At 69.7% G+C, this 24,142-nt stretch carries 25 protein-coding genes and 1 tRNA gene; 9 read left to right on the plus strand and 17 right to left on the minus strand.

Annotation, left to right across the window (positions count from 1 at the left end; genetic code table 11):
* Window positions 1–79 precede the first annotated feature (79 nt).
* The 5 genes from DW297_RS09055 to DW297_RS09075 all read right to left on the minus strand — a co-directional run bounded on the left by DW297_RS09055 (window position 80) and on the right by DW297_RS09075 (window position 6,271).
* Complete coding sequence (locus DW297_RS09055; RefSeq protein WP_136031538.1) at window positions 80–1,771, minus strand: sensor histidine kinase; 1,692 nt, start codon at window positions 1,769–1,771, stop codon at window positions 80–82.
* A gap of 55 nt (window positions 1,772–1,826) precedes the next feature.
* On the minus strand, window positions 1,827–2,519 hold the full coding sequence (locus DW297_RS09060; protein WP_136031539.1) for a response regulator transcription factor: 693 nt from the start codon (window positions 2,517–2,519) through the stop codon (window positions 1,827–1,829).
* Window positions 2,520–2,591: 72 nt separating this feature from the next.
* Window positions 2,592–4,238 carry a DNA repair helicase XPB gene (locus tag DW297_RS09065; RefSeq protein ID WP_136031541.1) on the minus strand — a complete coding sequence of 549 codons (1,647 nt, stop codon included), beginning with the start codon at window positions 4,236–4,238 and terminating at the stop codon, window positions 2,592–2,594.
* A 37-nt stretch (window positions 4,239–4,275) separates the two neighbouring features.
* Entirely contained in the window at window positions 4,276–5,985 is a 1,710-nt protein-coding gene (locus tag DW297_RS09070; RefSeq protein ID WP_136031543.1) for a helicase-associated domain-containing protein, read from the minus strand.
* Window positions 5,986–5,995: 10 nt separating this feature from the next.
* On the minus strand, window positions 5,996–6,271 hold the full coding sequence (locus DW297_RS09075; protein ID WP_136031545.1) for a multidrug ABC transporter ATPase: 276 nt from the start codon (window positions 6,269–6,271) through the stop codon (window positions 5,996–5,998).
* Window positions 6,272–6,387: 116 nt separating this feature from the next.
* On the opposite strand from DW297_RS09075, the gene DW297_RS09080 reads away from it, so the two are divergent.
* Complete coding sequence (locus tag DW297_RS09080; protein WP_136031547.1) at window positions 6,388–6,768, plus strand: cold-shock protein; 381 nt, start codon at window positions 6,388–6,390, stop codon at window positions 6,766–6,768.
* Complete coding sequence (locus DW297_RS09085; RefSeq protein ID WP_136031549.1) at window positions 6,752–7,492, plus strand: DUF3027 domain-containing protein; 741 nt, start codon at window positions 6,752–6,754, stop codon at window positions 7,490–7,492. Before DW297_RS09080 ends, DW297_RS09085 begins: the two co-directional genes overlap by 17 nt.
* Before the next feature lie 10 nt (window positions 7,493–7,502).
* Here the strand turns inward: DW297_RS09085 and serC are convergent, their stop codons facing one another.
* A complete protein-coding gene (gene serC / locus DW297_RS09090; RefSeq protein WP_136031551.1) occupies window positions 7,503–8,615 on the minus strand; it encodes a phosphoserine transaminase in 1,113 nt (370 codons plus the stop codon).
* Window positions 8,616–8,716: 101 nt separating this feature from the next.
* On the opposite strand from serC, the gene DW297_RS09095 reads away from it, so the two are divergent.
* The 4 genes from DW297_RS09095 (at window position 8,717) to DW297_RS09110 (ending at window position 11,447) form a co-directional block, all read left to right on the plus strand.
* On the plus strand, window positions 8,717–9,418 hold the full coding sequence (locus tag DW297_RS09095; RefSeq protein ID WP_136031553.1) for a metal-dependent transcriptional regulator: 702 nt from the start codon (window positions 8,717–8,719) through the stop codon (window positions 9,416–9,418).
* A gap of 368 nt (window positions 9,419–9,786) precedes the next feature.
* Complete coding sequence (locus tag DW297_RS09100; protein WP_240744570.1) at window positions 9,787–10,521, plus strand: M23 family metallopeptidase; 735 nt, start codon at window positions 9,787–9,789, stop codon at window positions 10,519–10,521.
* 305 nt (window positions 10,522–10,826) lie between these two features.
* Window positions 10,827–11,324: an HNH endonuclease gene (locus DW297_RS09105; protein WP_136031557.1), complete on the plus strand. Its 498-nt coding sequence runs from the start codon at window positions 10,827–10,829 to the stop codon at window positions 11,322–11,324.
* Between the two features lie 49 nt (window positions 11,325–11,373).
* Window positions 11,374–11,447 (plus strand) — tRNA-Arg (locus tag DW297_RS09110).
* 20 nt (window positions 11,448–11,467) lie between these two features.
* Here the strand turns inward: DW297_RS09110 and DW297_RS09115 are convergent.
* From DW297_RS09115 to idi, 8 genes are read right to left on the minus strand one after another with little or no spacing between them, the layout of a single operon-like run.
* Window positions 11,468–13,654 carry an MMPL family transporter gene (locus DW297_RS09115; protein ID WP_136031559.1) on the minus strand — a complete coding sequence of 729 codons (2,187 nt, stop codon included), beginning with the start codon at window positions 13,652–13,654 and terminating at the stop codon, window positions 11,468–11,470.
* A gap of 46 nt (window positions 13,655–13,700) precedes the next feature.
* Window positions 13,701–14,594 (minus strand): prenyltransferase, encoded by an 894-nt coding sequence (locus DW297_RS09120; protein WP_136031561.1) that lies wholly within the window; start codon window positions 14,592–14,594, stop codon window positions 13,701–13,703.
* Window positions 14,591–14,950 (minus strand): lycopene cyclase domain-containing protein, encoded by a 360-nt coding sequence (locus tag DW297_RS09125; RefSeq protein ID WP_136031563.1) that lies wholly within the window; start codon window positions 14,948–14,950, stop codon window positions 14,591–14,593. The genes DW297_RS09120 and DW297_RS09125 overlap by 4 nt, the downstream gene beginning before the upstream one ends.
* Window positions 14,947–15,249, minus strand: coding sequence for a lycopene cyclase domain-containing protein (locus DW297_RS09130; protein WP_136031609.1), 303 nt, complete (start codon window positions 15,247–15,249; stop codon window positions 14,947–14,949). Before DW297_RS09130 ends, DW297_RS09125 begins: the two co-directional genes overlap by 4 nt.
* 44 nt (window positions 15,250–15,293) lie before the next feature.
* On the minus strand, window positions 15,294–16,883 hold the full coding sequence (gene crtI, locus DW297_RS09135) for a phytoene desaturase family protein (RefSeq protein ID WP_136031565.1): 1,590 nt from the start codon (window positions 16,881–16,883) through the stop codon (window positions 15,294–15,296).
* Window positions 16,880–17,788, minus strand: coding sequence for a phytoene/squalene synthase family protein (locus DW297_RS09140; RefSeq protein WP_136031568.1), 909 nt, complete (start codon window positions 17,786–17,788; stop codon window positions 16,880–16,882). The genes crtI and DW297_RS09140 overlap by 4 nt, the downstream gene beginning before the upstream one ends.
* Window positions 17,785–18,867: a polyprenyl synthetase family protein gene (locus tag DW297_RS09145; RefSeq protein ID WP_136031569.1), complete on the minus strand. Its 1,083-nt coding sequence runs from the start codon at window positions 18,865–18,867 to the stop codon at window positions 17,785–17,787. Before DW297_RS09145 ends, DW297_RS09140 begins: the two co-directional genes overlap by 4 nt.
* A gap of 3 nt (window positions 18,868–18,870) precedes the next feature.
* Entirely contained in the window at window positions 18,871–19,392 is a 522-nt protein-coding gene (gene idi / locus DW297_RS09150; protein ID WP_136031571.1) for an isopentenyl-diphosphate Delta-isomerase, read from the minus strand.
* A 73-nt stretch (window positions 19,393–19,465) separates the two neighbouring features.
* Here idi and DW297_RS09155 point away from each other — a divergent pair, with 73 nt between their 5' ends.
* A complete protein-coding gene (locus DW297_RS09155; RefSeq protein WP_240744571.1) occupies window positions 19,466–20,128 on the plus strand; it encodes a MarR family winged helix-turn-helix transcriptional regulator in 663 nt (220 codons plus the stop codon).
* Between the two features lie 17 nt (window positions 20,129–20,145).
* Here DW297_RS09155 and DW297_RS09160 read toward each other — a convergent pair whose 3' ends face one another.
* Window positions 20,146–20,496, minus strand: coding sequence for a histone-like nucleoid-structuring protein Lsr2 (locus DW297_RS09160; protein WP_136031573.1), 351 nt, complete (start codon window positions 20,494–20,496; stop codon window positions 20,146–20,148).
* Window positions 20,497–20,567: 71 nt separating this feature from the next.
* Window positions 20,568–21,425 carry a LuxR C-terminal-related transcriptional regulator gene (locus DW297_RS09165; RefSeq protein ID WP_136031575.1) on the minus strand — a complete coding sequence of 286 codons (858 nt, stop codon included), beginning with the start codon at window positions 21,423–21,425 and terminating at the stop codon, window positions 20,568–20,570.
* 110 nt (window positions 21,426–21,535) lie between these two features.
* Between DW297_RS09165 and DW297_RS09170 the strand changes: the two genes are divergently transcribed.
* Window positions 21,536–21,883, plus strand: a complete 348-nt coding sequence (locus tag DW297_RS09170; protein ID WP_136031577.1) for a DUF485 domain-containing protein — start codon at window positions 21,536–21,538, stop codon at window positions 21,881–21,883.
* Window positions 21,880–23,517 (plus strand): solute symporter family protein, encoded by a 1,638-nt coding sequence (locus tag DW297_RS09175; protein WP_136031579.1) that lies wholly within the window; start codon window positions 21,880–21,882, stop codon window positions 23,515–23,517. The genes DW297_RS09170 and DW297_RS09175 overlap by 4 nt, the downstream gene beginning before the upstream one ends.
* A 95-nt stretch (window positions 23,518–23,612) precedes the next feature.
* On the opposite strand, the gene DW297_RS09180 is transcribed toward DW297_RS09175, so the two are convergent.
* Window positions 23,613–24,125, minus strand: coding sequence for a methylated-DNA--[protein]-cysteine S-methyltransferase (locus DW297_RS09180; RefSeq protein ID WP_136031581.1), 513 nt, complete (start codon window positions 24,123–24,125; stop codon window positions 23,613–23,615).
* Window positions 24,126–24,142 lie beyond the last annotated feature (17 nt).

A 24,142-nucleotide genomic window follows, 5' to 3' on the forward strand; every position in this document is an offset into this window, starting at 1 on the left:
GGGAGGCGGGTCACCCCTGCGTCCTGGGGACACCTCGTCCGCTCACGACTCCGTGCAGAGCCAGCGCCGCACGCCGCAGTCAGGGCAGATCGAGCGGGTCGAGCGGTTGCGTGTCTTCGAGCAGGTGGGCCGGCGTGGCCTGGGCCGGTGCCAGGGGCAGCGTGACCGTGAAGGTCGCCCCGCCCCCCGGGCTCTCGGAGACCGCGATGTCGCCGTTGAGCGCCTTCAGGATGGAGGCCACGATCGCCAGGCCCAGCCCGGATCCGCCGGTCTCCCTCGCGCGCGAAGTGTCCGCTCGCCAGAACCGCTCGAAGATCTGCTCCCGGATCTGCGGCGGCACGCCTTCGCCGTGATCGACGATGGCGATACTCGCCGTTCCCGCCAGGCGATCCGAGTCCACGACGATCTCGATGGGGCTGTCGGCGGGGGAGAAGCGCCGCGCGTTGCCCAAGAGGTTGGTCACGACCTGGCGCACCTTGTTCTCCTCGCCGAGCACGATCGGCGGTGTCCGGACGGGAATGTCCTGCACCTCGCTGAAGTCGATGGCCGGCGGCTCCTCGTTCTGCTTGGCGCGGCGGCGCAGCCGGGACAGCGGTGCGAGCGGCCGCACGCGCGGGGTCGTGCGCTCGGGCTCGATCGGGACGATCGGCGTGCGCACCGGCGCCGTGGGGACGTTCTCCAGCGTCCGGTCGATCACCGAGACCACCCGGCCGGGTGCTGCCGCCCGTACGTCGAGCGCCGCGTCGCGCGCGATCGGCCGGAGGTCGAGGGGCTCGATCGTGGGCTCGCGCTCCTCATCGAGCCGAGCCAGCGCCAGCAGGTCTTCCACCAGCACCCCCATCCGGATCGCTTCCTTCTCGATGCGCTCCATGGCCCTGGCGGTGTCCTCTTCGCCCGTGATCGCGCCCATGCGATAGAGCTCGGCGTAGCCGCGGACACTCACGAGCGGGGTGCGCAGCTCGTGGCTCGCGTCTCCGATGAAGCGTCGCATGTGCTGCACGGTCCGGTCGCGCTGCGCGAGGGAGCGATCGACGCGGTCGAGCATCGTGTTGATCGCGGCATTGAGGCGGCCCACCTCGGTGGTCGGTTCCAGGTCGGTGAGGCGCTGTCGGAAGTCGCCCGCCGCGATCGACATGGCGGTCTGCTCGACCTGCCCCAGCCGCCGGAACGTCAGCGTCACCAGGCCGCGCGTGAGCAATGCGGCGACGAAGATCGTGATCAGCGCGATCGTGATGTAGATGCCGAAGTACTGGCTGATGATGCGATCGGCCTCGGCCAACGGCAGAGCGACCATCTGGATGCTGAGAGGCGTGCCCTCCTGCTGCACCAGGGCGACGGCCCCGTGGTAGACGCTGCCGTTGTCCCCCTCGAGCGCGAGCACCTTGTCCTCGTTCGCCTGTGCCTCCGAGAGCGAGTACTCCGCGGGGAAGAAGGGGGCGCGACCCGACGCGCTGGGGGCCGTGGCGCGCAGCGCGCCCTCCGCGTCGTACACCGCGAAAGAGAAGTCGCGGGGCTTCTCGTCGCGGGGCGTGTAGGTCGTGACGCCGTCGATCGTCGTGGTGTCGAAGTAGCGCTCGATCAGATCGCTCGTGACGAGGGCCGGAAGTTGCGCGTTGATGTTCTCCACGAGCGCGTTGCGCAGCAGCGGAACCGTGCCGATCCCGGCCACCAGCAGACCGAGCGCGAGCACGGCGACCGTGACGCCGGTGACCTTGGCGCGGAGGCTGATCCGCCGCCACCACGTGGTCACCGCATCCGGCTCGTGCGCCATGCGGCCCTCCCTGCTGTGGCGATCCCGCCGTCGAGGGCGGTTCCGTGCGACGTCGTCAGACCGTCTTGCCGACCTTGAGCATGTAGCCGAAGCCGCGCTTCGTCTGGATCAGCGACTCCTCCGTGTGCGGGTCGATCTTTCGACGCAGGTAGGAGATGTAGCTCTCGACGATGCCGGCGTCGCCGTTGAAGTCGTACTCCCAGACGTGGTCGAGGATCTGAGCCTTCGAGAGCACCCGGTTGGGGTTGAGCATCAGGTAGCGCAGGAGCTTGAACTCGGTCGGGCTCAGCTCGATCGGCTCCTTGCCGACGTAGACGTCGTGGGTGTCCTGATCCATCGACAGCTCGCCGGCGCGGATGATCGACTCCTCGTCGGCCTGCATGGTGCGACGGAGGATGGCCTGGGCGCGGGCGACGATCTCGTCGAGGCTGAACGGCTTGGTGACATAGTCGTCGCCGCCGGCGTTGAGGCCTTCGATCTTGTCGTCCGTGCCGTCCTTGGCGGTGAGGAACAGGATGGGAGCGGTGAAGCCGGCGCCGCGGAGGCGCTTGGTCACGCTGAAGCCGTTCATGTCCGGCAGCATGACGTCCAGGATGATGAGGTCCGGCTCCTCCTCGAGGACGGCCGAGATCGTGGCGGCGCCGTTGGCGACCGTCTTCACCTGGAACCCGGCGAAGCTGAGACCCGTGGAGAGCAGGTCGCGGATGTTGGGCTCGTCGTCGACGACCAGGATGCGCGCAGCAGTCATGTCCCCATTATGGTGACTTCGGCCATGCGGTTGCTGATTACCTTCGGAGCGCCGGAAGCCGCGCCGCCGAGGCTAGGCGGCCGCGGCGATCGCGTCCGCGTCCATGATCGTGTAGCTGTAGCCTTGCTCGGCGAGGAACCGCTGGCGGTTCTGCGCATAGTCCTGGTCGATCGTGTCCCGAGCGACGAGCGTGTAGAAGCTCGCCGTGTGCCCGGACTGCTTGGGACGCAGGAGCCGTCCGAGCCGCTGGGCCTCCTCCTGCCGTGAGCCGAACGAGCCGGACACCTGGATGGCGACCGAGGCCTCGGGCAGGTCGATGGAGAAGTTCGCCACCTTCGACACCACGAGCAGCGAGATGTCGCCCTCGCGGAAGGCGCGGTACAGTTCCTCGCGCTCCTCGACCGGCGTCGATCCGGTGATCTGCGGTGCGTTCAGCGCATCGGACAGCGAGTCGAGCTGATCGAGGTACTGGCCGATCACGAGGATCTGCTCTCCTTCGTGCTTCGCGATCAGCTCGCGGACGGCGTCGATCTTGGCGGGCGCCGACGCGGCGAGGCGGTAGCGTTCGTCATCGGTCGCCGCGGCGTACTCCAGCCGGTCGCTCGGCGGAAGGTCCACGCGCACCTCGTAGCAGACGGCCGGGGAGATGAACCCTTGCGCCTCGATCTGCTTCCAGGGAGCGTCGAAGCGCTTCGGTCCGATCAGGCTGAAGACGTCGCCCTCGCGGCCGTCCTCACGGACGAGCGTCGCGGTCAGGCCGATGCGGCGACGGGCCTGGAGGTCGGCGGTCAGCTTGAACACCGGCGCGGGCAGGAGGTGGACCTCGTCGTACACGATGAGGCCCCAGTCCAAGGCGTCGAGCAGCGCCAGGTGCGCGTACTCGCCCTTCCGCTTGGCGGTGAGGATCTGGTAGGTCGCGATGGTGACCGGCTTGACCTCCTTCGACTGCCCCGAGTACTCGCCGATCTCCTCCGGTGTGAGGCTGGTGCGCTTGAGCAGCTCGTCGCGCCACTGTCGCGCCGAGACCGTGTTGGTCACGAGGATCAGCGTCGTGGTCTTCGTCGCGGCCATGGCTCCGGCCCCGACGATCGTCTTGCCCGCGCCGCAGGGGAGGACCACGACGCCGGAGCCGTCCTTCGCGAAGGCGTTGACCGCGTCCTGCTGGTACGGGCGGATGTGCCAGCCGTCCTCGGCGAGCTCGATCTCGTGCGGAGTGCCGGGCGTGTAGCCCGCGAGGTCCTCCGCGGGCCAGCCGATCTTCAGCAGCTCCTGCTTGATCTGTCCGCGGGCCCACGCGTCGACCACGAAGGTCTCGGGAGTCGGGTGGCCGATCAGCAGCGGCTGGATGCGCTTGTTGTTCGCGACCTGCGCCAGCACGGCGGGATCGGTCGACCGCAAGATCAGCACGCCCTCGTCGTCGCGCTCGATGACGAGCCGCCCGTAGCGGTTGACGGTCTCGCGCAGGTCGACGGCGACCGACGGGGGCACCGGGAAACGCGACCAGCGGTCGAGCGTCTCCAGCATGTCTTCTGCCGTGTGCCCGGCGGCTCGCGCGTTCCACAGTCCCAGGCGGGTGATGCGGTACGTGTGGATGTGCTCCGGCGCGCGTTCCAGCTCGGCGAAGATCGCGAGCTCGTGTCGGGCGCTCTCGGCGTCGGCGTGGGCGACCTCGAGCAGCACGGTGCGGTCGCTCTGGACGATCAGGGGGCCATCAGACATAGCTGACCAGTCTACCGGCCGTCCGGAGGGCAGGGCCTCACGGGGCCACGACGGTCGCCGCGCGGATGCTCGACACCGGGAGCGTGCGCTCGACGTCGGCGGCCCTGTCGCGGCCGCGCAGCCGTCCGCCGCCGATACCCGTGGCCTCCAGGAGCAGGTCCCGCGTGGAGCCGTCCGGCATGCCGACCGTCACACGCAGGACGGCCTTGGCTCGCACCGCGGCTTCGAGCTCCCGGTCGAGCCAGGCGGCATCGGCGTCCGGACCCTGGCGATCGCGCAGCCGGGCGATCAGCGTGTCGTAGTCGTCAGCGGGGTCGTGTCCGTCGGCCGGGGGAGCGGCGGGGTGGCGGTCGCGCACGACGATCGCTCCGTCCTCGTCGACGAGGCTCGCGGGGTAGCGGGCGTCCGTCAGCGCCCAGTACACGGTGTCCTGTGCCACTCGCGTGGTGAGCGAGCCCACGTGGGCTGTGAGCGCGAGCGGTCGGAGCGCCTGATCGACCGCGAGGGCTTCCAACACGTGCGGGTCGCTGCTCTCGATCCGGGTGCGCCCCGTCTCGCCGTCGACGGACACCCGGATGAGGCCGTGCCGTTGGGCGGTCTGCGCCACCAGGTAGCCCAGCGGCTGGGGTATTCCGGTGAGGGAGATCGCGCCGAGGAAGTCGAGGATGGAGTGTTCGCTCTCCCCGGTGGCGAAGGCGTGGGCCACCGACTCGGCGGTGAACCGGTAGGAGGAGGCCTGTGCAGCGGACTCCCGGACGGCGATCGTGCGCAGTCGCACGTCGAGGGCGGGCTGCAGCGGACCGGGAGCGATGGCCGTGAGGTCGTTCTGGAGGAAGATGCGGTCGACCTCCGCCGGGAGCTGTGCGACGAGGGTGCGGGCGTCGGCGGGCTCTCCGCGTCGGAGCGGCGCGGCCCAGGGGGGCTCGGTGCCGTCGTCGGCGATCAGACCGATCAGCCGGGCCGATTCCGTGAGCTCAGCGGCGTGTTCCGTCCAGGCGGCGTCCCAGGGGTGCGCGAGCGGCCACTGCGACACCGGGATCCACCCGGCAGTCGCCGGGCGAAGACCGCGCGGCAGGGAGTCGCGGAAGGCGGTCGCGAGGAGCGTCCAGCGGGCGGCGACGGAAGAGCGCAGCCATTCCTCGGCGAGTGCGGTCGTCCGCAGCCGACGGTCGATCGGGGCCGCCAGCCGGGCACGGACGGCGAGTCCGGAGAGCAGGTCGATGGCCTCGGTGGGCAGCCCGGCCTCGGCGAGCTGTCGCTTCTCGCCGGCGCTCACCGCTCCGCCGAGCAGGAGGGCGAAGGGCCGCTCCCTGGCGATGAGGAGGAGGTCGGCGAGGCGCGCGACGGTGGTGAAGGCGCGCTCGGCGGCGTGAGCCGACGTGGCCTCGGAGGACGGCGCGGGGGGAGTGGTGTCGATCGGCGTCGGCCGCGCGCGGCCTTCGACCAGCAGGTCCACGGGCGGCTGCGGTGTCCCATCGGCGCGCAGGAGGGCGAGGGCGACCAGTCGCTCGCGGCCCTCGCCCGGCTGCTCACCGGCGACGGCATCCACGAGGGACGCGGCCTCCGCGGCGGTGAGTGCCGGGAGGACTCGGCTCAGGGAGGACGGTTCCAGCAGGGCCTCGGCCGCATCGAAGAAGTCCTGCCACGTCGCGTCGGGGCGTACGCCGCGGGCGGCGAACAGCTCTCGGAGCTCGGCATCGCTCGCTGCGGCCAGGCGGTCGGCCAGCGGTCGTGCGTGCGTGCTCATCGGCGGGGGCTCAGCGACGCGATTGCGCGCGACCCTTCCGGACGAAGCTCATGATCAGCAGGGTGATGATCAGCACGAACGCGAGTGGCAGCCCCCAGTAGGGGATCGCGGCGACGACCGGCCACGCGCCTTCACCGAACGCGGCGCGGTCCATGCCCGTGGCGGTGCCGATGATGATCGCGAAGAAGCACACCACGGAGGCGGCGGCGATCCCGAGTGCGGTGAACGCCAGGATGCGATCGATCCGGCGGATGGGGACCTCCGGTCCGGGGCTCTGCGTGCTCATCCGCTCCAGACTACTCGCCCCGGCGCGGTCGGTTCCGTTCGCCCCGCGACCGGTAGGCTGGACGCACGCGCACGAGCGCGCTCTGTTCTGCTTTTCGATACCAGCGAGGTTCACCCATGCCCACCGGCAAGGTCAGGTTCTACGACGAAGACAAGGGTTTCGGCTTCATCGCCAGCGATGACGGCCAGGACGTCTTCCTGCACGCCTCCGCGATGCCGGCCGGCACCGCGATCAAGGCGGGTGCGCGCGTGGAGTTCGGCGTCGCCGATGGCAAGCGCGGCCTGCAGGCGCTGTCCGTGCGGGTGCTCGAGGCCCCGCCCAGCCTGGCGAAGGCCAAGCGCAAGCCCGCCGACGACATGGCGATCATCATCGAAGACCTGGTGAAGCTGCTCGACGGCATCGGCGGCGATCTGCGTCGCGGGCGGTACCCGTCCTCCGGTCACGGCCGCAAGATCGCAGCCGTTCTGCGCAAGGTCGCTGATGACCTCGAAGCCTGAGGCTGACGCCCGCCTCGTCGAGGCCCATGATCTCGCGCTCGCAGCGCTGCGCGAGTTCACTCCCGCGTCCACCATCGGGCCGGCCGCCGGATACATCGCAGAGGAAGACGGATCGGTCTCGCTGCGCTTCGAGAACCGGCTGGCCGGATATCCGGGGTGGTACTGGACCGTGACGGTGGCCCGCGTCGACGACGAAGAGCCCACGGTGCTGGAGGCCGAGCTCCTGCCGGGCGACGGCGCACTCCTCGCGCCCGAATGGGTGCCCTGGGCCGAGCGCCTGGCGGAGTATCGCGCGCACCAGGCCGAGCTCGCCGACGCGGCTGCGGCGGCAACGGACGGCGATGACGGCGACCGGTCAGACGGAGCCGCGGACGTCGAACTCGACGATGTCCTGGACGACGAGCTCGACGAGGATGACGACGAGGCGTCCGACATCCTTCACGCCGGCGACCTCGACGGCGTCGACATCGACGAGCTCGACGACTCCGCATCCGACGACGAACTCGACGACTCCGCATCCGACGACGAACTCGACGACTCCGCATCCGACGACGCGGAGGACGACGACGCAGATGTCGACGACGACGCCGAAGACGACGACGCCGAAGACGACGACGCCGAAGACGACGACGCCGAAGACGAAGACGAAGACGCCGACGACGCCGAAGACGACGACGCCGACGTCCGCGGTGCGGACGCCGGCGAGGTCGACGAGGAGGAGTGAGTCCCGGCGCTCAGCCGCCGAGGTTCTCCAGCACGTAGTCGATCGAGCGCGTGAGCTGACGGATGTCGTCGGGCTCGATGGAGACGAACGTCGCGACGCGCAGCTGATTGCGTCCGAGCTTGCGGTACGGCTCGGTGTCGACGATGCCGTTGGCGCGCAGCGTCTTCGCGATCGCTGCCGCGTCGATGCTGTCGTCGAAGTCGATCGTCGCGACGACCGGCGAGCGGTGTGCCGGGTCGGACACGAACGGCGTCGCCACGGTGGAGGCCTCGGCCCAGTCGTACAGCACGGTGGACGACTCCGCGGTGCGCGCCGCAGCCCAGGCGAGGCCGCCGTTGTCGAGGATCCACTGCAGCTGGCTGTCGAGCAGGTGCAGCGTGGCCAGCGCCGGGGTGTTGAGGGTCTGGTTGAGTCGGGAGTTGTCGACTGCCTGCTTGAGGCTGAGGAACTCGGGGATGTAGCGGCCCGAAGCGGCGATGCGCTCGATGCGGTCGACCGCGGCGGGCGAGACGGCCGCGAACCACAGTCCGCCGTCCGACCCGAGGTTCTTCTGCGGGGCGAAGTAGTACACATCGGCCTGTGCGACGTCGAAGTCGATGCCGCCCGCCGCGCTCGTCGCATCGATCACGGTCAGGGCCCCGTCGGCGTCAACGCGCGACACCGGAGCGCTCACGCCGGTCGAGGTCTCGTTGTGCGGCCACGCGTACACGTCGATCCCGTCGACGTATGCGGCCTGCGTGCGGGATCCCGGCTCCGCTCTGCGCACGTCGGGGGCCTCGAGCCACGGGGCCCCGGCGGCGGCGGCGAACTTGCCGCCGAACTCGCCGAACACGAGGTTCTGGCTACGACGCTCGATGAGGCCGAACGCCGCGGCATCCCAGAACGCGGTGGCGCCGCCGTTGCCGAGCAGGATCTCGTATCCGTCCGGGATGCGGAACAGCGCGGCGAGCCGCTCGCGCACGCTGCCGACGAGGTTCTTCACGGGCGCCTGACGATGCGAGGTGCCGAGGATCGACGAGCCGGAGGAGAGCAGCGCCTCCAGCTGTGCGGGCCGCACCTTCGAGGGGCCGCAGCCGAAGCGCCCGTCAGCGGGCAGGAGGTCACCGGGAATCTCGATCGCCATGGGTCGATTCTAGGGGGAGCGCACGGGGCCGCCCCGCCCGCGGTCGATCCGATGTCCCCGCGGGAATGTAGGCTTGCCTAAGAACTTCGGAGGGCCCGCACATGACCGATCTGATCGACACCACGGAGATGTATCTCCGCACCATCCTCGAACTCGAGGAGGAGAACATCGTGCCGCTGCGCGCGCGCATCTCCGAGCGGCTCGGCCACTCCGGACCGACCGTGTCGCAGACGGTCGGGCGGATGGAGCGCGACGGGCTCGTCGTGGTCTCCGAGGATCGTACGCTCGAGCTCACCGACGCCGGTCGCCGCAAGGCGGTCGACGTGATGCGCAAGCACCGTCTCGCCGAGCGACTGCTGTCGGATGTGATCGGACTCGACTGGGCGTTCGTGCACGAAGAGGCCTGCCGCTGGGAGCACGTGATGAGCGAGCAGGTGGAGCGCCGCCTCGTCGAGCTGCTCGGGCATCCCACGGAGTCGCCCTACGGCAATCCGATCCCCGGTCTGGATCAGCTCGGCGACCTCCCGGCCCGCACGTTCGATGAGGGCGTCGTCGGTCTGGTGCAGCGTCTGAACGCGGCGGGCGAGCCCGTCGAGGGCACGGTGCGTCGTCTGGCCGAGCCCGCGCAGGTCGACCCCGAGCTGCTGGAGCAGCTGCGCGATGCGGGCGTCGTACCGGGGGCGCGCGGTGACTTCCGGTTCAACGAGGGCTACGTCCTCATCCAGATGGACGGCAAGGACGAGGGGCTCGAGCTTCCCGTCGAGCTCGCGTCGCACATCTTCCTGGTGGGCGAACCGGCCTGATCGCGCCGCAGAATCGCGGTTCGTCGCGCACCGTCTCGGGGCGTCGGACGGCCTCACCGAGGATTGCCAGTTTCCCAGGGTGACATGATCGTTATCTTCCGGTAACCTCGGTCAGGTCCTCAGCGAAGAAGCCCGTTGGGGATGGACCGCGAAGATACGCCTTCAGGCTCATCGTCTTCTCGGCACGGATGACTCTCGTACCCGATTCCCCATCCGCGCCATCGAGGAGAGCGCCGATGAGCCAGCACACCCGAGGTGCGAAGGCCCAGGAGGACCACGTTTTGGCCGCAGACATCGAACCGACCGAGAAGACACCTGAAGATCGAGTTCCGGCTCGCCGCACCCCACCGAAGGTGACGGCGCGAAAGGTGGTCAAGCCTCTCCGGTCGGTGGCGATCTTCGGTGCCGTCGGTGCACTGGTCGCCGCCGTCGCGCTTCCCGCCTACGCCGCGTCCAAGCCGGCCGACGCCGCCACCACGACGGTGCAGCAGCTCGCCGCGGTCGACGCGCAGTCGCTGGTCGTCGCTTCCGAGGCGACCTCCGCTCCTGTCGTGCGCGGCACCTTCAGCGCGACGACTCCCGACGAGATCGCGAAGAAGAAGGCCGAGGAGGCCGCTGCCGCTCGCGCCGCGGCCGCCGCCACCGCTGCGGCTTCGTCGTCGGGCGGTCGCTTCAACACGGCCGGCTACGCGCTCACCGCGCCGGGCTCCGGCGAGGTGCGCTATCCGCTGCCGCTCGGCTCGTGGCACGTCAGCCGCACCATCGGCGGCGGTCACAACGGCATCGACATGCTCGCACCCGCGGGCACCCCGATCTACGCGGCTGCGGCCGGCGTCGTCCGGGCTTCGGCCGAGAACATCGGCGGCTACGGCGTGTGCGTCATGCTCGACAGCGTCATCGGCGGCCAGCGCGTGCAGACCACGTACGGCCACATGCTCTACGGCTCGCGTCAGGTGCAGGCCGGCCAGAGCGTCGCGGCCGGTCAGCTCATCGGCTACGTCGGCAGCACGGGACGTTCGACCGCGAACCACCTGCACTTCGAGGTGTGGATCAACGGCGGCCTGGTGGAGCCGGGCAACTGGCTCTCGATCAACGCCGGCTGACGGACACACCTCCGATCGTTCACCCGCTGTTGCGCCCTGCCCCCTGTGGGATGGGTTAGCCTGAACCCGTCGTCGAACAGGCGGGAGAGGCTGATGGAGCGAATACCGACCATCCGAACCATGGATGCCCTCGGTCGTCACGTCCTTCAGCATCGCCCGCAGGGATGCCGCGGTCCTGCCGCGCGCGAAAGGCGCTGTCTCTAGACAGCGCCTTTTTTCGTCCCTGCGTGCACTCCACCACCTGTGCGATGCCGTGTGAGTCGAGAGTGCCGGGAAGCCGTCCCGGCGGATCGAGAGGATGACGAATGCGCACACTGGTCCTGAACGCCGGGTACGAGCCGCTGGCGATCGTGTCGTTCAAGCGAGCACTGGTCCTGGTCATGAATGAGAAAGCGACCGTGATCGAGCGCGTCGAAGACGACCCCGTCTGGGGGACGCACGGTGTCTACGACCGGCCAGCCGTGATCATCCTGTCCCGCTACGTGCGGGTGCCGACCGGGCGACGTGTTCCGGTCACCCGGCGCGGGGTGCTCCGCCGCGACGACCACCGCTGCGGCTACTGCGGCAAGTCGGCATCGACCATCGACCACGTCCTGCCCCGGTCGCGCGGGGGAGCGGACTCGTGGGAGAACCTCGTCGCGTGCTGCCTGCGGTGCAACAACCTCAAGAGCAATCGCACGCCGCAGGAGATGCGGTGGCAGCTGCGGTTCACGCCGCGCCCACCCCACGGCACCGCCTGGACGGTGCGGGGGTCCGAGCGGAGCGACCCGCGGTGGGAGCCGTACCTCGCCCTCGCGGCCTGACCCTGAGCGGCCGAGGGCGCGCATCCCGGTCCCGTAGACTGGGGTGCGCGCCCTCGTAGCTCAGCAGGATAGAGCAGCCCTCTCCTAAAGGGCAGGTCGCAGGTTCGAATCCTGTCGAGGGCACCCTTCCCGCGATCCCGTCGTCACGGCTTCCCGCGGCGCCACAGCGCGGACGGCCACCAGATGGCCTTCCCGATGTCGTACGTGAGAGCGGGCACGAGCAGCGAGCGCACGACGAACGTGTCGAGCAGGACGCCGAACGCGACGATGAACGCGAGCTGCACGAGGAACAGGATCGGGATCACCGAGAGGGCGGCGAACGTCGCGGCGAGCACGAGGCCGGCAGAGGTGATGACGCCCCCGGTGATCGAGAGCCCGCGCAGGATGCCCTCGCGTGTTCCGTGCTGCTTCGACTCCTCGCGCACGCGGGTCATCAGGAAGATGTTGTAGTCGATGCCCAGGGCCACGAGGAACACGAAGCCGTAGAGCGGGACGGCCGGGTCGGCGCCGGGGAACGCGAAGATCCCGTTGAACACGAGCGCGGACACGCCGAGCGCGGTTCCGAACGACAGCACCGTGGTCAGGATCAGCAGCACCGGGGCGAGGATCGACCGGAGCAGCAGCATCAGGATCAGCATGATCACGAGCAGGATCACCGGGATGATGAGGTTGCGGTCGTGGATCGAGGCATCGTTCGTGTCGACCGATGTCGCCGTGACGCCGCCCACGATCGCACCGAGGTCGTCGAGCTCGACGCGCAGCTCCCGCACCGTCGCGGCAGCCTCGGCGGAGTCCGCTGCGTCGGTCAGGGTCCCCTGCAGCAGCACCTGACCGTCCACGACCGTGGGATCCGGCGCGGGGGTTCCCGGAGGGCCGACCGCCGTGATCCCGTCCTCGTCGATCGGCGCGGAGCCGCTCGGGGAGTCGGCGGCGGTCACCGTGACCCCGTCGATCCCGTCGTTGGACAGGAGCACGTCCGCCGCGTCTTGCATGCGCTCCTCGTCGACCACGACCGACACCGGGCTGCCCGACCCGCCGGGGAAGTGCTCGCCCAGCGCGACCTGCCCGTCGCGCGCCTCAGAGGCTCCGAGCACGAGGTCGGACTGCGGCACTCCCACCGCGTCGAGCTGGGTGACTCCGGCGGCTCCGGCCAGGAGCACGAGCGTCGTCACGATCCAGATCACCCGGGGGCGCTTCTTCACCGCGCCGGCGAGGCGAGCCCACAGCCCGGTGGTGCGCATGCCGTGCTCCTCCGCGACGACCTCGGGCTCGAAACGGGGCCGGCGGGGCCAGAACACCGCGCGCCCGAAGAGCAGCAGCAACGACGGGAGCAGTGTGAGCGCCGACAGCATCGCGAACACGATGCCGATCGCGGCGACCGGCCCCAGCGTGCTGTTCGACTTCAGGTCGCTGAGCAGCAGGCACAGCAGTCCGGCGATCACGGTGCCGCCTGACGCGACGATCGGCTCGACCGAGCCCTTCCACGCGGCCCGCAGCGCGACGCCCTTGTCCTGCGCGACGCGCAGCTCTTCACGGAAGCGGGCGACGAGGAGCAGCGCATAGTCGGTCGCGGCGCCGATCACGAGGATGAACAGGATGCCCTGGGTCTGTCCGCTCAGCAGCAGGATCTCCCACTTCGCCAGCCACCACACCACCAGGAGCGCGACGCACAGCGCGAACAGACTCGTGGACAGCACGACGAGGGGCAGCAGGAACGACCGGTAGACCAGGACGAGGATCACGAGGACCGCCAGCAGCGCCACCCCGAGCAGGAGGCCGTCGATCCCCGAGAAGCCGGCGACCAGGTCGGCGCTGAAACCGGCCGGTCCGGTGATGTAGACCGTGACCTCGTCGGGGACCGCCGCGCGCAACTCCTCGCCGAGCGCCGTGGTGGTATCGGCGAGTTCCGCGTCGCCCTCGATCGGGATGAACGCCTGCACGGCCTTCCCGTCGTCGGAGGGGAGCGCGGGCGAGACGTCGTCCGCGACGCCCTCGACCGACGGAGCGTCGGCGACCGCATCGCTGATCGCGTCGAGCTCGGTCTGCGTCAGCTCCTGGTCCGAGGTGAACACCGCGATGGCCGGGATCGCGTCGCTGTCGTTGAACTCACCCAGGAGCTGTTGCACGGTGGTCGCGTCGGCCGATTCGGGCAGGTACGTGGTCTGGTCGTTCGAGGAGACCTCGTCGACCTTGCCGAACAGGGGGCCACCGAACGACGCCCCGGCCAGCCACACCAGGATCAGCAGGACCGGGAGGAAGACCCGCAGCCACGAGTGGCGACGGACGCGCTCTCGGGACGGCGGGGTCGGCGTTTCGGCGGGGCGGGACATCGGGTTCCTTTCGGGAGGAGGTGGGTTCGTCGCGGGGGCGTCGGAGTCAGGAGACCCAGGCGAGGATGAGGATCATCGTGGCGAGGAAGCCGGCGATGTAGTTGAGGGCGATGAAGCGGCGCCAGGCGCGGTTGGTCCTGCCGGAGGTGTCATCGGTGACGTTCCACCACGGTGCGGCGTTCACGATGTAGGGCACGGCGAGTACCGCCGCGAGGGGGCCGGGCCAGGGCGTGAGGAGCATCGCAACCCCCGCCACCGCCCAGAGGCCGATCGCGAGGCGCACGGTGGCTCGGGCACCGATCACGGTGGCGATGGACGAGATGCCGCCCTCGCGGTCCGGCCCCACGTCCTGCACGGCGCCGAACGCGTGCGCCGCCATGCCCCACAGGAAGAACGCGCCGAGCGTGACCACGGTCGCCGCCGAGACCGGAGCTCCCGCGAGGGCGAGGCCGACGATGGCCGGGCTGACGAAGTGGGTGCTCGACGTGATCGAGTCGAGGAACGGCCGTTCCTTGAAGCGCAGCACCGGCGCGGAGTAGGCGATCACCGCGAACACGCTCACCGCGAGCCACCACCACGACGCAGGGTTGCCGACCGCGAACAGGTAGACGAGGAACGGCACGTTGGTCGCGGCAGCGGCCCACAGGGTGGCGCGGTGGATGCGCGGCGACAGCAGTGCTCCCTCGATCCCGCCCTTGCGCGGGTTCGCCAGGTCGGACGCGTAGTCGAACACGTCGTTGATGCCGTACATCGCCAGGTTGTAGGGGATGAGGAAGTACAGCGTGCCGATGACGAACGTGGGATCGATCTCGCGCGTGCTGAGCAGGTAGGCGGCGGCGAACGGGAAGGCGGTGTTGATCCAGCTGATGGGCCGCGACGACAGGAGGATCTGCGCGATGTCGTGTCCGACTCCCGTGCGCGGCACGGACGCCCGGCTCATGCGCGCTCCTCCCGTTCGGTGGCGGCTGCGGTCGCCGCGGCCGAGGTCCCCCTACGGGAACGTCGCGCCCGCAGGGCGGTCCACACGGCGGGCAGCAGCAGCACCGCGGCGACCGGATAGGCGAAGTCCTCCAGCGGAGCGAGACCGATGTGTACGCCGACGAGATGTGCGGGGGAGTAGTGGAAGAGCCCGGTCGCGATCATGACGGTGTCGAACACGGCCGTGAGCGCCAGGAGGGTCAGGGCGGTGGCGGTCAGAGCGCCGGCGTGGGGACCGCGCCGGGCCACGAGCGCGGCGACGAGGCCGCCCGTTGCGGCGACGGCCAGGAACACGGCGGACAGCTGCAGATACGTCATCGGGCGACCTCCGCGCGGGGCGACCGTGCGCGGAGGCGCTCCATGATCCGCACGGCACCGCCGTACAGGACCATGGTGCACACGACCAGGAACACCAGGAAGACCGGCTCCTCGATCGGCAGCTCCGGGGCGAGGACGATGCCCGTCGCGATCATCGCATCACCGCGGAAGAAGATCCCGGCGGCGATGCCCGCCACGTCCCAGACGAGGAAGAACGCGACCCCGAGCACCGTCACGACGGCCGCGGCGAACACGTCGCGCCAGAAGAACAGGCGGAAGCGCCAGTCCAGCAGCAGCATGCACCCGAGCGACACCAGCAGGGCGCCGAGGTAGATCGCGCCGGTCACGGCCGGGCCGTCCGTTCCGAGGGCGCCGGCTCCGGGAGGGGACCGGGCGAGTGGTCGCCACGGATGCGCTTGAGCACCAGCTCCGCGCTGATCAGGCACATCGGCACGCCGACCCCGGGCGCCGTCGTGGCGCCCGCGTAGTACAGCCCGCGGACTCGGCGCGACGCGTTCTGCGCGCGGAACATCGCGCTCTGCGACAGGGTGTGCGCCGGGCCCAGCATTCCGCCGCGCCAGGAGTGGTAGTCGTCGTGGAAGTCGGCAGGTCCCACGGTCTCGCGCACCACGATGCGTTCGCGCAGGTCCGGGATCCCCGCCCACGAGGAGATCATGTCGATCGCGGCGTCGGCGGCCGCTTCGATCTGCGGCGAGCCGGATCCGTCCGATCCGCCGTGGCCGAGGTCGACATCGGCGGGCACCGGGACGAGGACGAAGAGGTTCTCGTGGTCGGGGGGCGCGACGTCGGCGTCGGTCGCGCTCGGGCGGCACACGTACGTCGACGCCGGTGCGGGGATCTGCGGGGTGCGCCCGAAGATCGCGTCGAAGTTCGCGTCCCAGTCGTCGGTGAAGAACAGGGAGTGGTGCGGCAGCTGCGGCAGCGATCCCCGTACCCCGAGCATGACCAGCACCCCGCCGGGCCCGCTTGTCCGCCGCGCCCACCACGACTCGGGGTACGACTGCAGCGACGGCGGCAGCAGCGCGGTCTCCGTGTGGTGCAGGTCGGCGCCGGACACCACGATGTCCGCCTCTTCCACGTGCTGGTCTCCGCTGGGGTCCGTCCACCCCACGCCCCACACGTGCGTCCCGGCGCTGTCGTCCCGCGTGAGGATGCCGGTGACCTCGGCTCCCGTCACGATGCGGACGCCCGAGTCCTCGGCCAGGGCCGCGATCCGCTCGACCACGCGCCAGAATCCGCCCTGCGGGTACAGCACGCCCTGATCGAGGTCGAGCGCGCTCATGAGGTGGTACATCGCGGGGGCGCTGCGCGGATCGGTGCCGAGGAAGACCGCCGGGTAGCCCAGGATCTGCCGGAGCACGGGGTGGCGGAAGCGCCGGGCGGCGAACGACTGGAGTCGGGTTCCCAGGAGGGAGAACAGGCGGGGGAGGGCACGCAGCACTTCCGGGGCCGCGAGGGAGCGCGTGCGGGTGAACGGGTTGTAGAGGAAGTAGCGCTGCGCCATGGTGCCCGCGTGGTACGCCGAGTCGAGGTAGCGGTCGAGCGTGGCAGCGGAGCCCGGCTCGAGGTCGTCGAACAGTCGTCGGACGGCATCGCGGCCCGCGGGAACGGTGACAGCGCCCTCCGCCGACTCCGGTGCGCGGAAGACGCGGTACCCGGGGTCGAGCAGCGTCAGGTCGAGCTGCTCCTCGGTGCTGGTGCCCATCATCCGGAAGAAGTGGTCGAACACCTCCGGCATCAGGTACCACGAGGGGCCGGAGTCGAAGCGGAAGCCCTCGCGTTCGAGCGTTCCGGCGCGTCCGCCCACCCGGTCGTTGCGCTCCAGCACCACGACCTCGTGTCCGTCGCGGGCGAGGAGCCCCGCGGTCGCGAGCCCCGCGACACCGGCACCGATCACGACGACGCGGCTCATCGGTCACGCTCCCACGCGGTGGTCGCGACGGCCCGTGCCGCGAGCAGCGCCTTCACCGGGTCCGGCACGCGCACACGGCGGCGGTAGAGTTCGGCGGCGGGGGTCTTCGCGACGCGGCGGGTGAGTGCGGCGAACAGCGCCAGCGCGCTGCGGACGGCCGCCCTCGCGTCCTTCGGCAGGAGGGGGATCGCGGCGCGGGCGTCGGCCAGCTGGCGTTCGACCGTGGCGACCCAGGCGTCGCGGTCGGCGTCCGTGAGCCGTTCGGTGCCACCGAGGTAGCCGCGCTGCAGGCGGTCGGTGTCGTCGGCGAGGTCGCGCAGGAAGTTGACGTTCTGGAACGCGGCTCCGAGCCGCCGGGCTCCCCGGTGCAGGATCTCCCGCTCCTCCGGGGTGCGGTCGGCATCGCGGAGGAACACCTGCAGGCACATGAGCCCGACGACCTCGGCCGAGCCGTAGACGTAGGCGGCGTGGGCGTCCGCGTCGTAGGCGGTGAACCCGGCGTCGCGGGAGATGTCGGCACGCATGGAGTCGAAGAACGGCCCCGTCAGGTCCTCGCCGATGGCGCACTCCCTCGCGGTGCGGGCGAACGCGTGCAGGATCAAGTCGCTGCTGTACCCGGTGCGCATCGAGCGGTGGGTCTCGGCGATGTACGAGTCCAGTGCCGCGGCCTGCGCCGAGGCGTCTAACCCGGCCTCGGCCGCGACCCCGTCCACGATCTCGTCGGCGATACGCACCATGGCGTAGATGTTGCGCACGTGCTGGCGATGCCGCGTGCCGAGAAGCCGGGTGGCGAGACCGAACGAGGTGGAGTAGGTGCGGATGACGTCGGTGGTGGCGATCTCGGCGGTGCGACTGAAGCGGCGCAGGGCGGCGGGATCCGGGCGTTCGACGGGGCGGGGGCTCATCGGCGGCGGCCCTCGATGCGGTCGGCGATCGCCAGGATCGTGCGCCCGGCCGCGGGGCTGAGCGTGCCGGACTCCTCCGCCTCGGCGAGCACGGTCGACACGGCGGTGAGCTGCTCCTGCACGAGTCCGCGGACGAAGCGCTCGGCGCCGCACTCGCGCAGACGGTCGCGGATGTCGCCGGCGTCGGACGCGCTGAGGTCGGCCGTGCCGAAGCGCAGCTCGATGCTCGGCCAGTGGCTCGTCATGCGCGCGTACGCGATGATCGCGGTCTCCTTGCCCTCTCGGAGGTCGGAGAAGGCGTCCTTGCCGTGTGCGTGCGGGTCGCCGAACACCGAGAGGAGGTCGTCCTGCAGCTGGTAGGCCAGTCCGAGGTGGGTGCCGATCTGGGTGAGCTGCTCCTCGGCTTCCGCGCTGGCTCCGGCGAGGACGGCAGCGGCGCGCAGCGGCAGCACGAAAGAATAGGTCGCGGTCTTGGACGCGCTCGTGGCGAGGATGGTCCGCAGGTCGGGCGTGACGATGCCATCGCTGAGGGCGACGTCGGCGTGCTCACCCGCGACGGTCTCGAACACGGTGGTGTCGAGCAGGGCCAGCAGCCGCTCGCGGCCGTCGGCGCTCACCTCGGCGCGGGCGAAGCCGAGCACTGCGGTCGACAGGAGCAGATCGCCGAGGAGGATCGCGCTCGCGCGTCCCCAGTGCAGGGCGGCGGCCGCGGTCTCGTCGGGGCGCCGCGCCACGAGCGAGCCGATGAGGTTGGGCCGCCCGCGCCGCGTGAGGTCGCCGTCGATCACGTCGTCGTGCAGCAGGAACGCGAAGTGCAACAGCTCGACGTGCGCGGCCACGTCGATCGCGCCCTCGGTCTCGCGTCGGGTGGGCACGGTCGTCGCCAGCGCGGGGAAGAGCTCCATCAGCATGAGCGGACGCAGGAGCTTGCCGCCGAGGGCGTGCTGGGCGGCCTCGTTCCAGAGCGCGGCGAACTCGGCCCCGTGATGCTCGGCGGCCACGGCGCGCTCGGCGAAGCGCCGCCGCAGGACCTCCTCGATCCGAGTACCGAGGTCTTCGTGCGTGATGGTCGTGCTCATGGCTCAGACCTCACCGAGGCTGCGGAGGCGTGGCAGTTGCTCGACGATCCACGGGCTGAACGCGAACGGAGCGAGGGCCACGGCCTCGGCCAGCGCCCCCGGGTCGACCCAGGCCCATTCCGACACCTCCTGCGGGTTGGCGACGGGATCGTGATCGAGCACGGCGACGTGCACGGGGCAGATCTCGTTCTCGACGATGCCGCTCGCATCCACGGCGCGATAGCGGTAGTCGGGGAGGACGAGGCGGACCTGGTCGACCCGGAGGCCGAGCTCGTGCAGGCCGTGCCGCCGCACCGCGTCCGCCATGTCCTCGCCGGGCTGAGGGTGTCCGCAGAAGCTGTTGGTCCAGACGCCGGGCCAGGTGCGCTTGGTTAGGGCGCGCCGCGTGACGAGGACGCGACCGGACGGGTCGAGGACGTAACACGAGAAGGCTAGATGGAGGGGGGTGTCGAACGTGTGGACCTCGTGCTTGGGAAGGACGCCGACGGCTGTCCCGTCTTCCGCGAGGAGCGTGACCTGTTGCATGACTTCCCCGTCCTTTAGCTAACTTGGTGAAATATCAACTTAGCATGAATCTGTTCGTGTGTAACATGATCGCATGGACACCGAGCCCCGCACCACCCTGCGCTCCGGGGCGGCTGTGGCCGCGGACTCCTCCGCTGAATCGGCCTCGACGGAGAGCGCAGACGGGCTGAGTCACGGATCGATCTACCACGTCGACGCGAGCGACCCGCGCAGCACACTGATCGATCGCACCGGGGTGCCCCCGGAGGATCTGCGCCAGATCGCTCTCGTCATGGAGGCGCTGAGCGATCTTCGAGACGCCGAGCAGCGGCTGTCGCAGGCCTCGCGGCGATACATGCAGCTCAACGAGACCGACATGCGCGCGCTGCACTATCTGATCGTGTGTGCCAACCGTGCGATGGTCGCGACCCCCAGCGGCATCGCGCATCACCTGGGCGTGTCCACGGCGGCGACCACCAAGCTCCTCGACCGGCTGGAGAAGGGCGGGCACATCCGGCGGTCGCCTCATCCGACCGATCGTCGTGCGCTCGCCATCACCATCACGCCGGAGACGCGGCACGCCGCGATGGAGACCGTCGGCCGACAGCAGGCGAAGCGCTTCTATGCAGCCGCTCGGCTGTCTTCGGCCGAGCGTGATGTCGTGATCCGCTTCCTGAAGGACATGACGGAGGAGATCACCCTCCGCGATGAGCCGTGGGCGACGGGCGGCGCAAAAGAAGATCCCGCCCGACCGTGAGGCGGGGCGGGACCGTGTCACTGGGCCGCTTTGTAGGCTTCGAGGATGGGGGCGGGAATCCTCCCGCGTTCTGAGAGCGTGTAGCCGTTCTCATTCGCCCACGCGCGGATTGCCGCGACTTCGGGGTTGCGTGCCGGCCGTTTCCGGGTGGAACTCGAGCGTGACGGCGCGGATGATCCGCTCCCGGCGCGGCGGCCCGCGGAGATATACGGCTCGAGTGCGGCGCGCAATTCCTCCGCGTGCGCCGCGTTCAGATCGATCTCGTAGGACGTTCCGTTCAACGAGAAATGCACGGTCTCGCCTTCACCGACCTCCAGGACGCTGCCGTCGATATCGTCGACCAGTTGATGCACAATTCTTCTCGCCATGAATGCGACTGTACCTGCGGCACGCAAACGCAGCAATAAACCACGGTCGCTCGGCCGGAGAGAGAAGCAGTTCAGGGGAGAAGACCGGCGCGGCGTGCCTTCGTCACCGCGGCGTGCCTCGTCGAAGCATCGAGCTTCGACATCGCGGTCCCCAGATATGCCTTGACCGTTCCCTCTCTCAGGCCGAGCTGCGCGGCGATCTCGGCATTCGTCGCGCCGAGCGCCGCGCACGCGAGCACATCCGTCTCCCGAGGGGAGAGGTGCACCACCGGCACCGGGGCGGTGGTGGGCGGCATGGTCTCACCGGCAAGGGTGAGCAGACGCCGCTCCACCTGAGCCAGACGCGCGCGCACGCCGACGTCCTCGACCGCGGCGGCGATGCTGCGCAGTTCGGCGAAGCTCTCACGCAGCTCCTCGCGCTGCGGCGCCGCGACGGTCGGCGGCGTTTCCGTCGCCGCACGGAGCCTCCGCTGCACCTCGTCCCTGATGCGGAGCTCGTCCGCCACCGACTGCGCCACCTGCATGGCGGGCGCCGTGGTCACCCCGCCGACCTGCGCGTGGTCCCAGGCGCCGGCGTACAGAACGCCGCGCGAGCGTCCCTGCACCACGATGGGCAGGGCCAGAAGCGTGCGCAGCCCCTCGCCGAGGACGAAGACGTCGTAGTCGTGCGTGATCTGCCGTGACGAGCCGTAGTCGCTGGTCATGCGCGGCCGCAACTCCATCATGGCGCGCCCGCCGAGACCCCGTTCCGGTCGGACGCGCAGCCCGTCGAGCGACCGGGTGCGGGCCCCGACGATGCTGGTGACGCTCACCACGCCCTCTTCCACGAGACCGCCGAAGGCCACGGGGAACCGTGTGCGTCGTGCGAGCTCGCGCACCGCATTGGCGACGAGATCCGCCTCGGTCTCAGCGGCGATCGGAGAGGTCACGGAATACCTACTTTCGGGGGTGACGGCGCCGTTCCCCGTTTCGTAGCGTCGACCCTACCATTCGGGCGGATCGAGCCGCGCGAGCACGGGACATGTGGCAAGGAGGCCCCATGAACGACCATCAACCGACCCCTCACAGCGGAGCGATCGACTACGTCTCCGTCGAACAGTCTCCGCGATTCGTCCGGCTGAAGCGAACGCAGAGATCGTTCATCTTCCCGTTGGCTGCTTTCTTCCTGGTCTGGTACTTCGTCTATGTGCTGCTGGCCGCATTCGCGCGCGACTTCATGGCGCAGCGGGTGTGGGGCGATATCACGGTCGGTCTGCTCTTCGGACTGGGACAATTCGTCACGACATTCGCGATCACCATGGCATATGTCGCATTTGCAAATCGCAGGCTCGATCCGCTGGCGACCGAGATTAGGGATGAACTGGAGAAGGCGCAGGCCGACGCATGATCGGTATTCGGACGGCTACCGACACCGTCGCCCTCGAGATCAATCCGGTCTTCAACATCTCGATCTTCCTGGCCTTCGTGGCGGTGACCCTGTTCATCGTCATCCGCGCGAGCAGGAACAACAAGACGGCGGCGGACTACTATGCGGCGGGGCGTTCGTTCACGGGGCCGCAGAACGGGTTCGCGATCGCCGGCGACTATCTGTCCGCCGCGTCTTTCCTCGGCATCTGCGGTGCGATCGCAATCAACGGGTACGACGGCTTCCTCTATTCGATCGGGTTCCTCGTGGCCTGGCTTGTCGCGCTCCTGCTGGTGGCCGAGCTCATGCGCAACACCGGGAAGTTCACGATGGCGGATGTGCTGTCGTTCCGCTTGAAGCAGCGCCCGGTGCGCATGGCGGCGGCCATCACCACCCTGGCGGTGTGCTTCTTCTACCTGCTCGCGCAGATGGCCGGCGCCGGCGGGCTCGTCTCGCTGCTGCTCGGCATCGACGGGCGCGTCGGACAGTCGATCGTGATCGCGGTGGTCGGCATCCTCATGATCGTGTACGTCCTGATCGGGGGGATGAAGGGAACCACGTGGGTGCAGATCGTGAAGGCGGTCCTGCTCATCGGTGGCGCTCTCGGGATGACGATCTGGGTGCTCGCGCTCAACGGGTTCAGCCTCAACACGCTGTTTGAGGCTGCGGTCGCCAACTCCGACAAGGGTGACGCGGTGCTCGCGCCCGGGTTGCAGTACGGGGCGAATCCGTGGGACTTCCTCTCTCTCGGCATGGCCCTGGTGCTCGGTACCGCCGGTCTGCCGCATGTGCTCATGCGGTTCTATACGGTGCCGACGGCCAAGGAGGCGCGGCGGTCTGTGGTGTGGGCCATCTGGCTCATCGGCGGTTTCTACCTGCTGACGTTGGTACTGGGCTACGGCGCCGGCGCGCTCGTCGGAGCGGATGTGATCGCGGAAGCACCCGGTGGGGTGAACTCGGCGGCACCGCTCCTGGCGCTGCAGCTCGGCGGCCCCGTGCTGCTCGGTTTCATCTCGGCCGTCGCGTTCGCCACGATCCTCGCGGTGGTCGCCGGGCTGACCATCACGGCTGCGGCGTCGTTCGCCCATGACATCTATGCCAACGTGATCCAGAAGGGACGCAAGGATGCCGCGGGGAACCCGGTCGAGGCCGATCCGAACGGCGAGGTGCGCGTCGCCCGTCGTACGGTCATCGTGATCGGCATCCTCGCGATCGTGGGCGGTATCGGCGCTCAGGGGCAGAACATCGCGTTCCTGGTGGCGCTCGCCTTCGCCGTCGCGGCGTCGGCGAACCTGCCGACGATCCTCTACTCGTTGTTCTGGCGGAGGTTCACCACGCGTGGCGCGGTGTGGAGCATGTACGGCGGCCTGGGCTCGGCGATCCTGCTGATCGTCCTGTCTCCGGTCTTCTCTGGGACGCCGACGTCGATGATCCCCGGCATCGACATCGCGGTGTGGCCACTCAACAATCCGGGAATCGTCTCCATCCCGTTGGGCTTCCTCCTCGGCTGGCTCGGCACGGTCACGAGCACCCGACGCGAGTCGCCCGAGCTTGCTGCGGAGATGGAGGTCCGTTCCCTCACCGGCTTCGGTGCCGAGAAGGCGGTGGACCACTAGAGACCCCGTCGCCTCGGTGGAACAGAGAGGTGGACCCGGCGGCCTACTCGCCGGGTCCACCTCTCTGCGGGGTCGGGTGCGTGGGGTCGGGAAGCTCAGTGCGACTCGAGATCGAGGAGGAATCGTTTGCGGTCGGGGTGTGCGCCGTACTGGCCCGGTGATCCGTCGGAGCGCACCACACGATGGACCGGGACGATGATGGAGAAGGGGGTGACGCGGCAGGCGGTGCCGACCGCTCTGGCCGCTCCGGGGTGGCCGGCAAGGATCGCGACCTCCCCATAGCTCATGGTCTGCCCCCACTCGATCTCGCAGATGGTCTGCAGCGCTCGCCGCGCGAAGCCGTCCGTGAGTCGCCAGTCGATGCGCAGGTGCGTGTCGAACCGCATCGGATCGCCGTCGAAGTAGTCGAGGAGCAGCTGCGCCAGTTCGTCGGCGGCGCCGGGGGCAGGGGCGGGAACGGCGCCCAGCTGCCGAGACACCCCCTCCAGCAGCCAGGGGACGCTCGGGTCTTCCGACTCGGAGAGGTCGAAGCGCACGATGCCCTCGTCGGAGAACACGGCGAGGGCATCGCCGAACGGCGTCGGGGCGAAGTCGTAGCGGAAGCTCATGGCACCATCCTGGTGGG

Source organism: Microbacterium sp. PF5 (assembly GCF_004794315.1).
Lineage (GTDB): Bacteria > Actinomycetota > Actinomycetes > Actinomycetales > Microbacteriaceae > Microbacterium > Microbacterium sufflavum.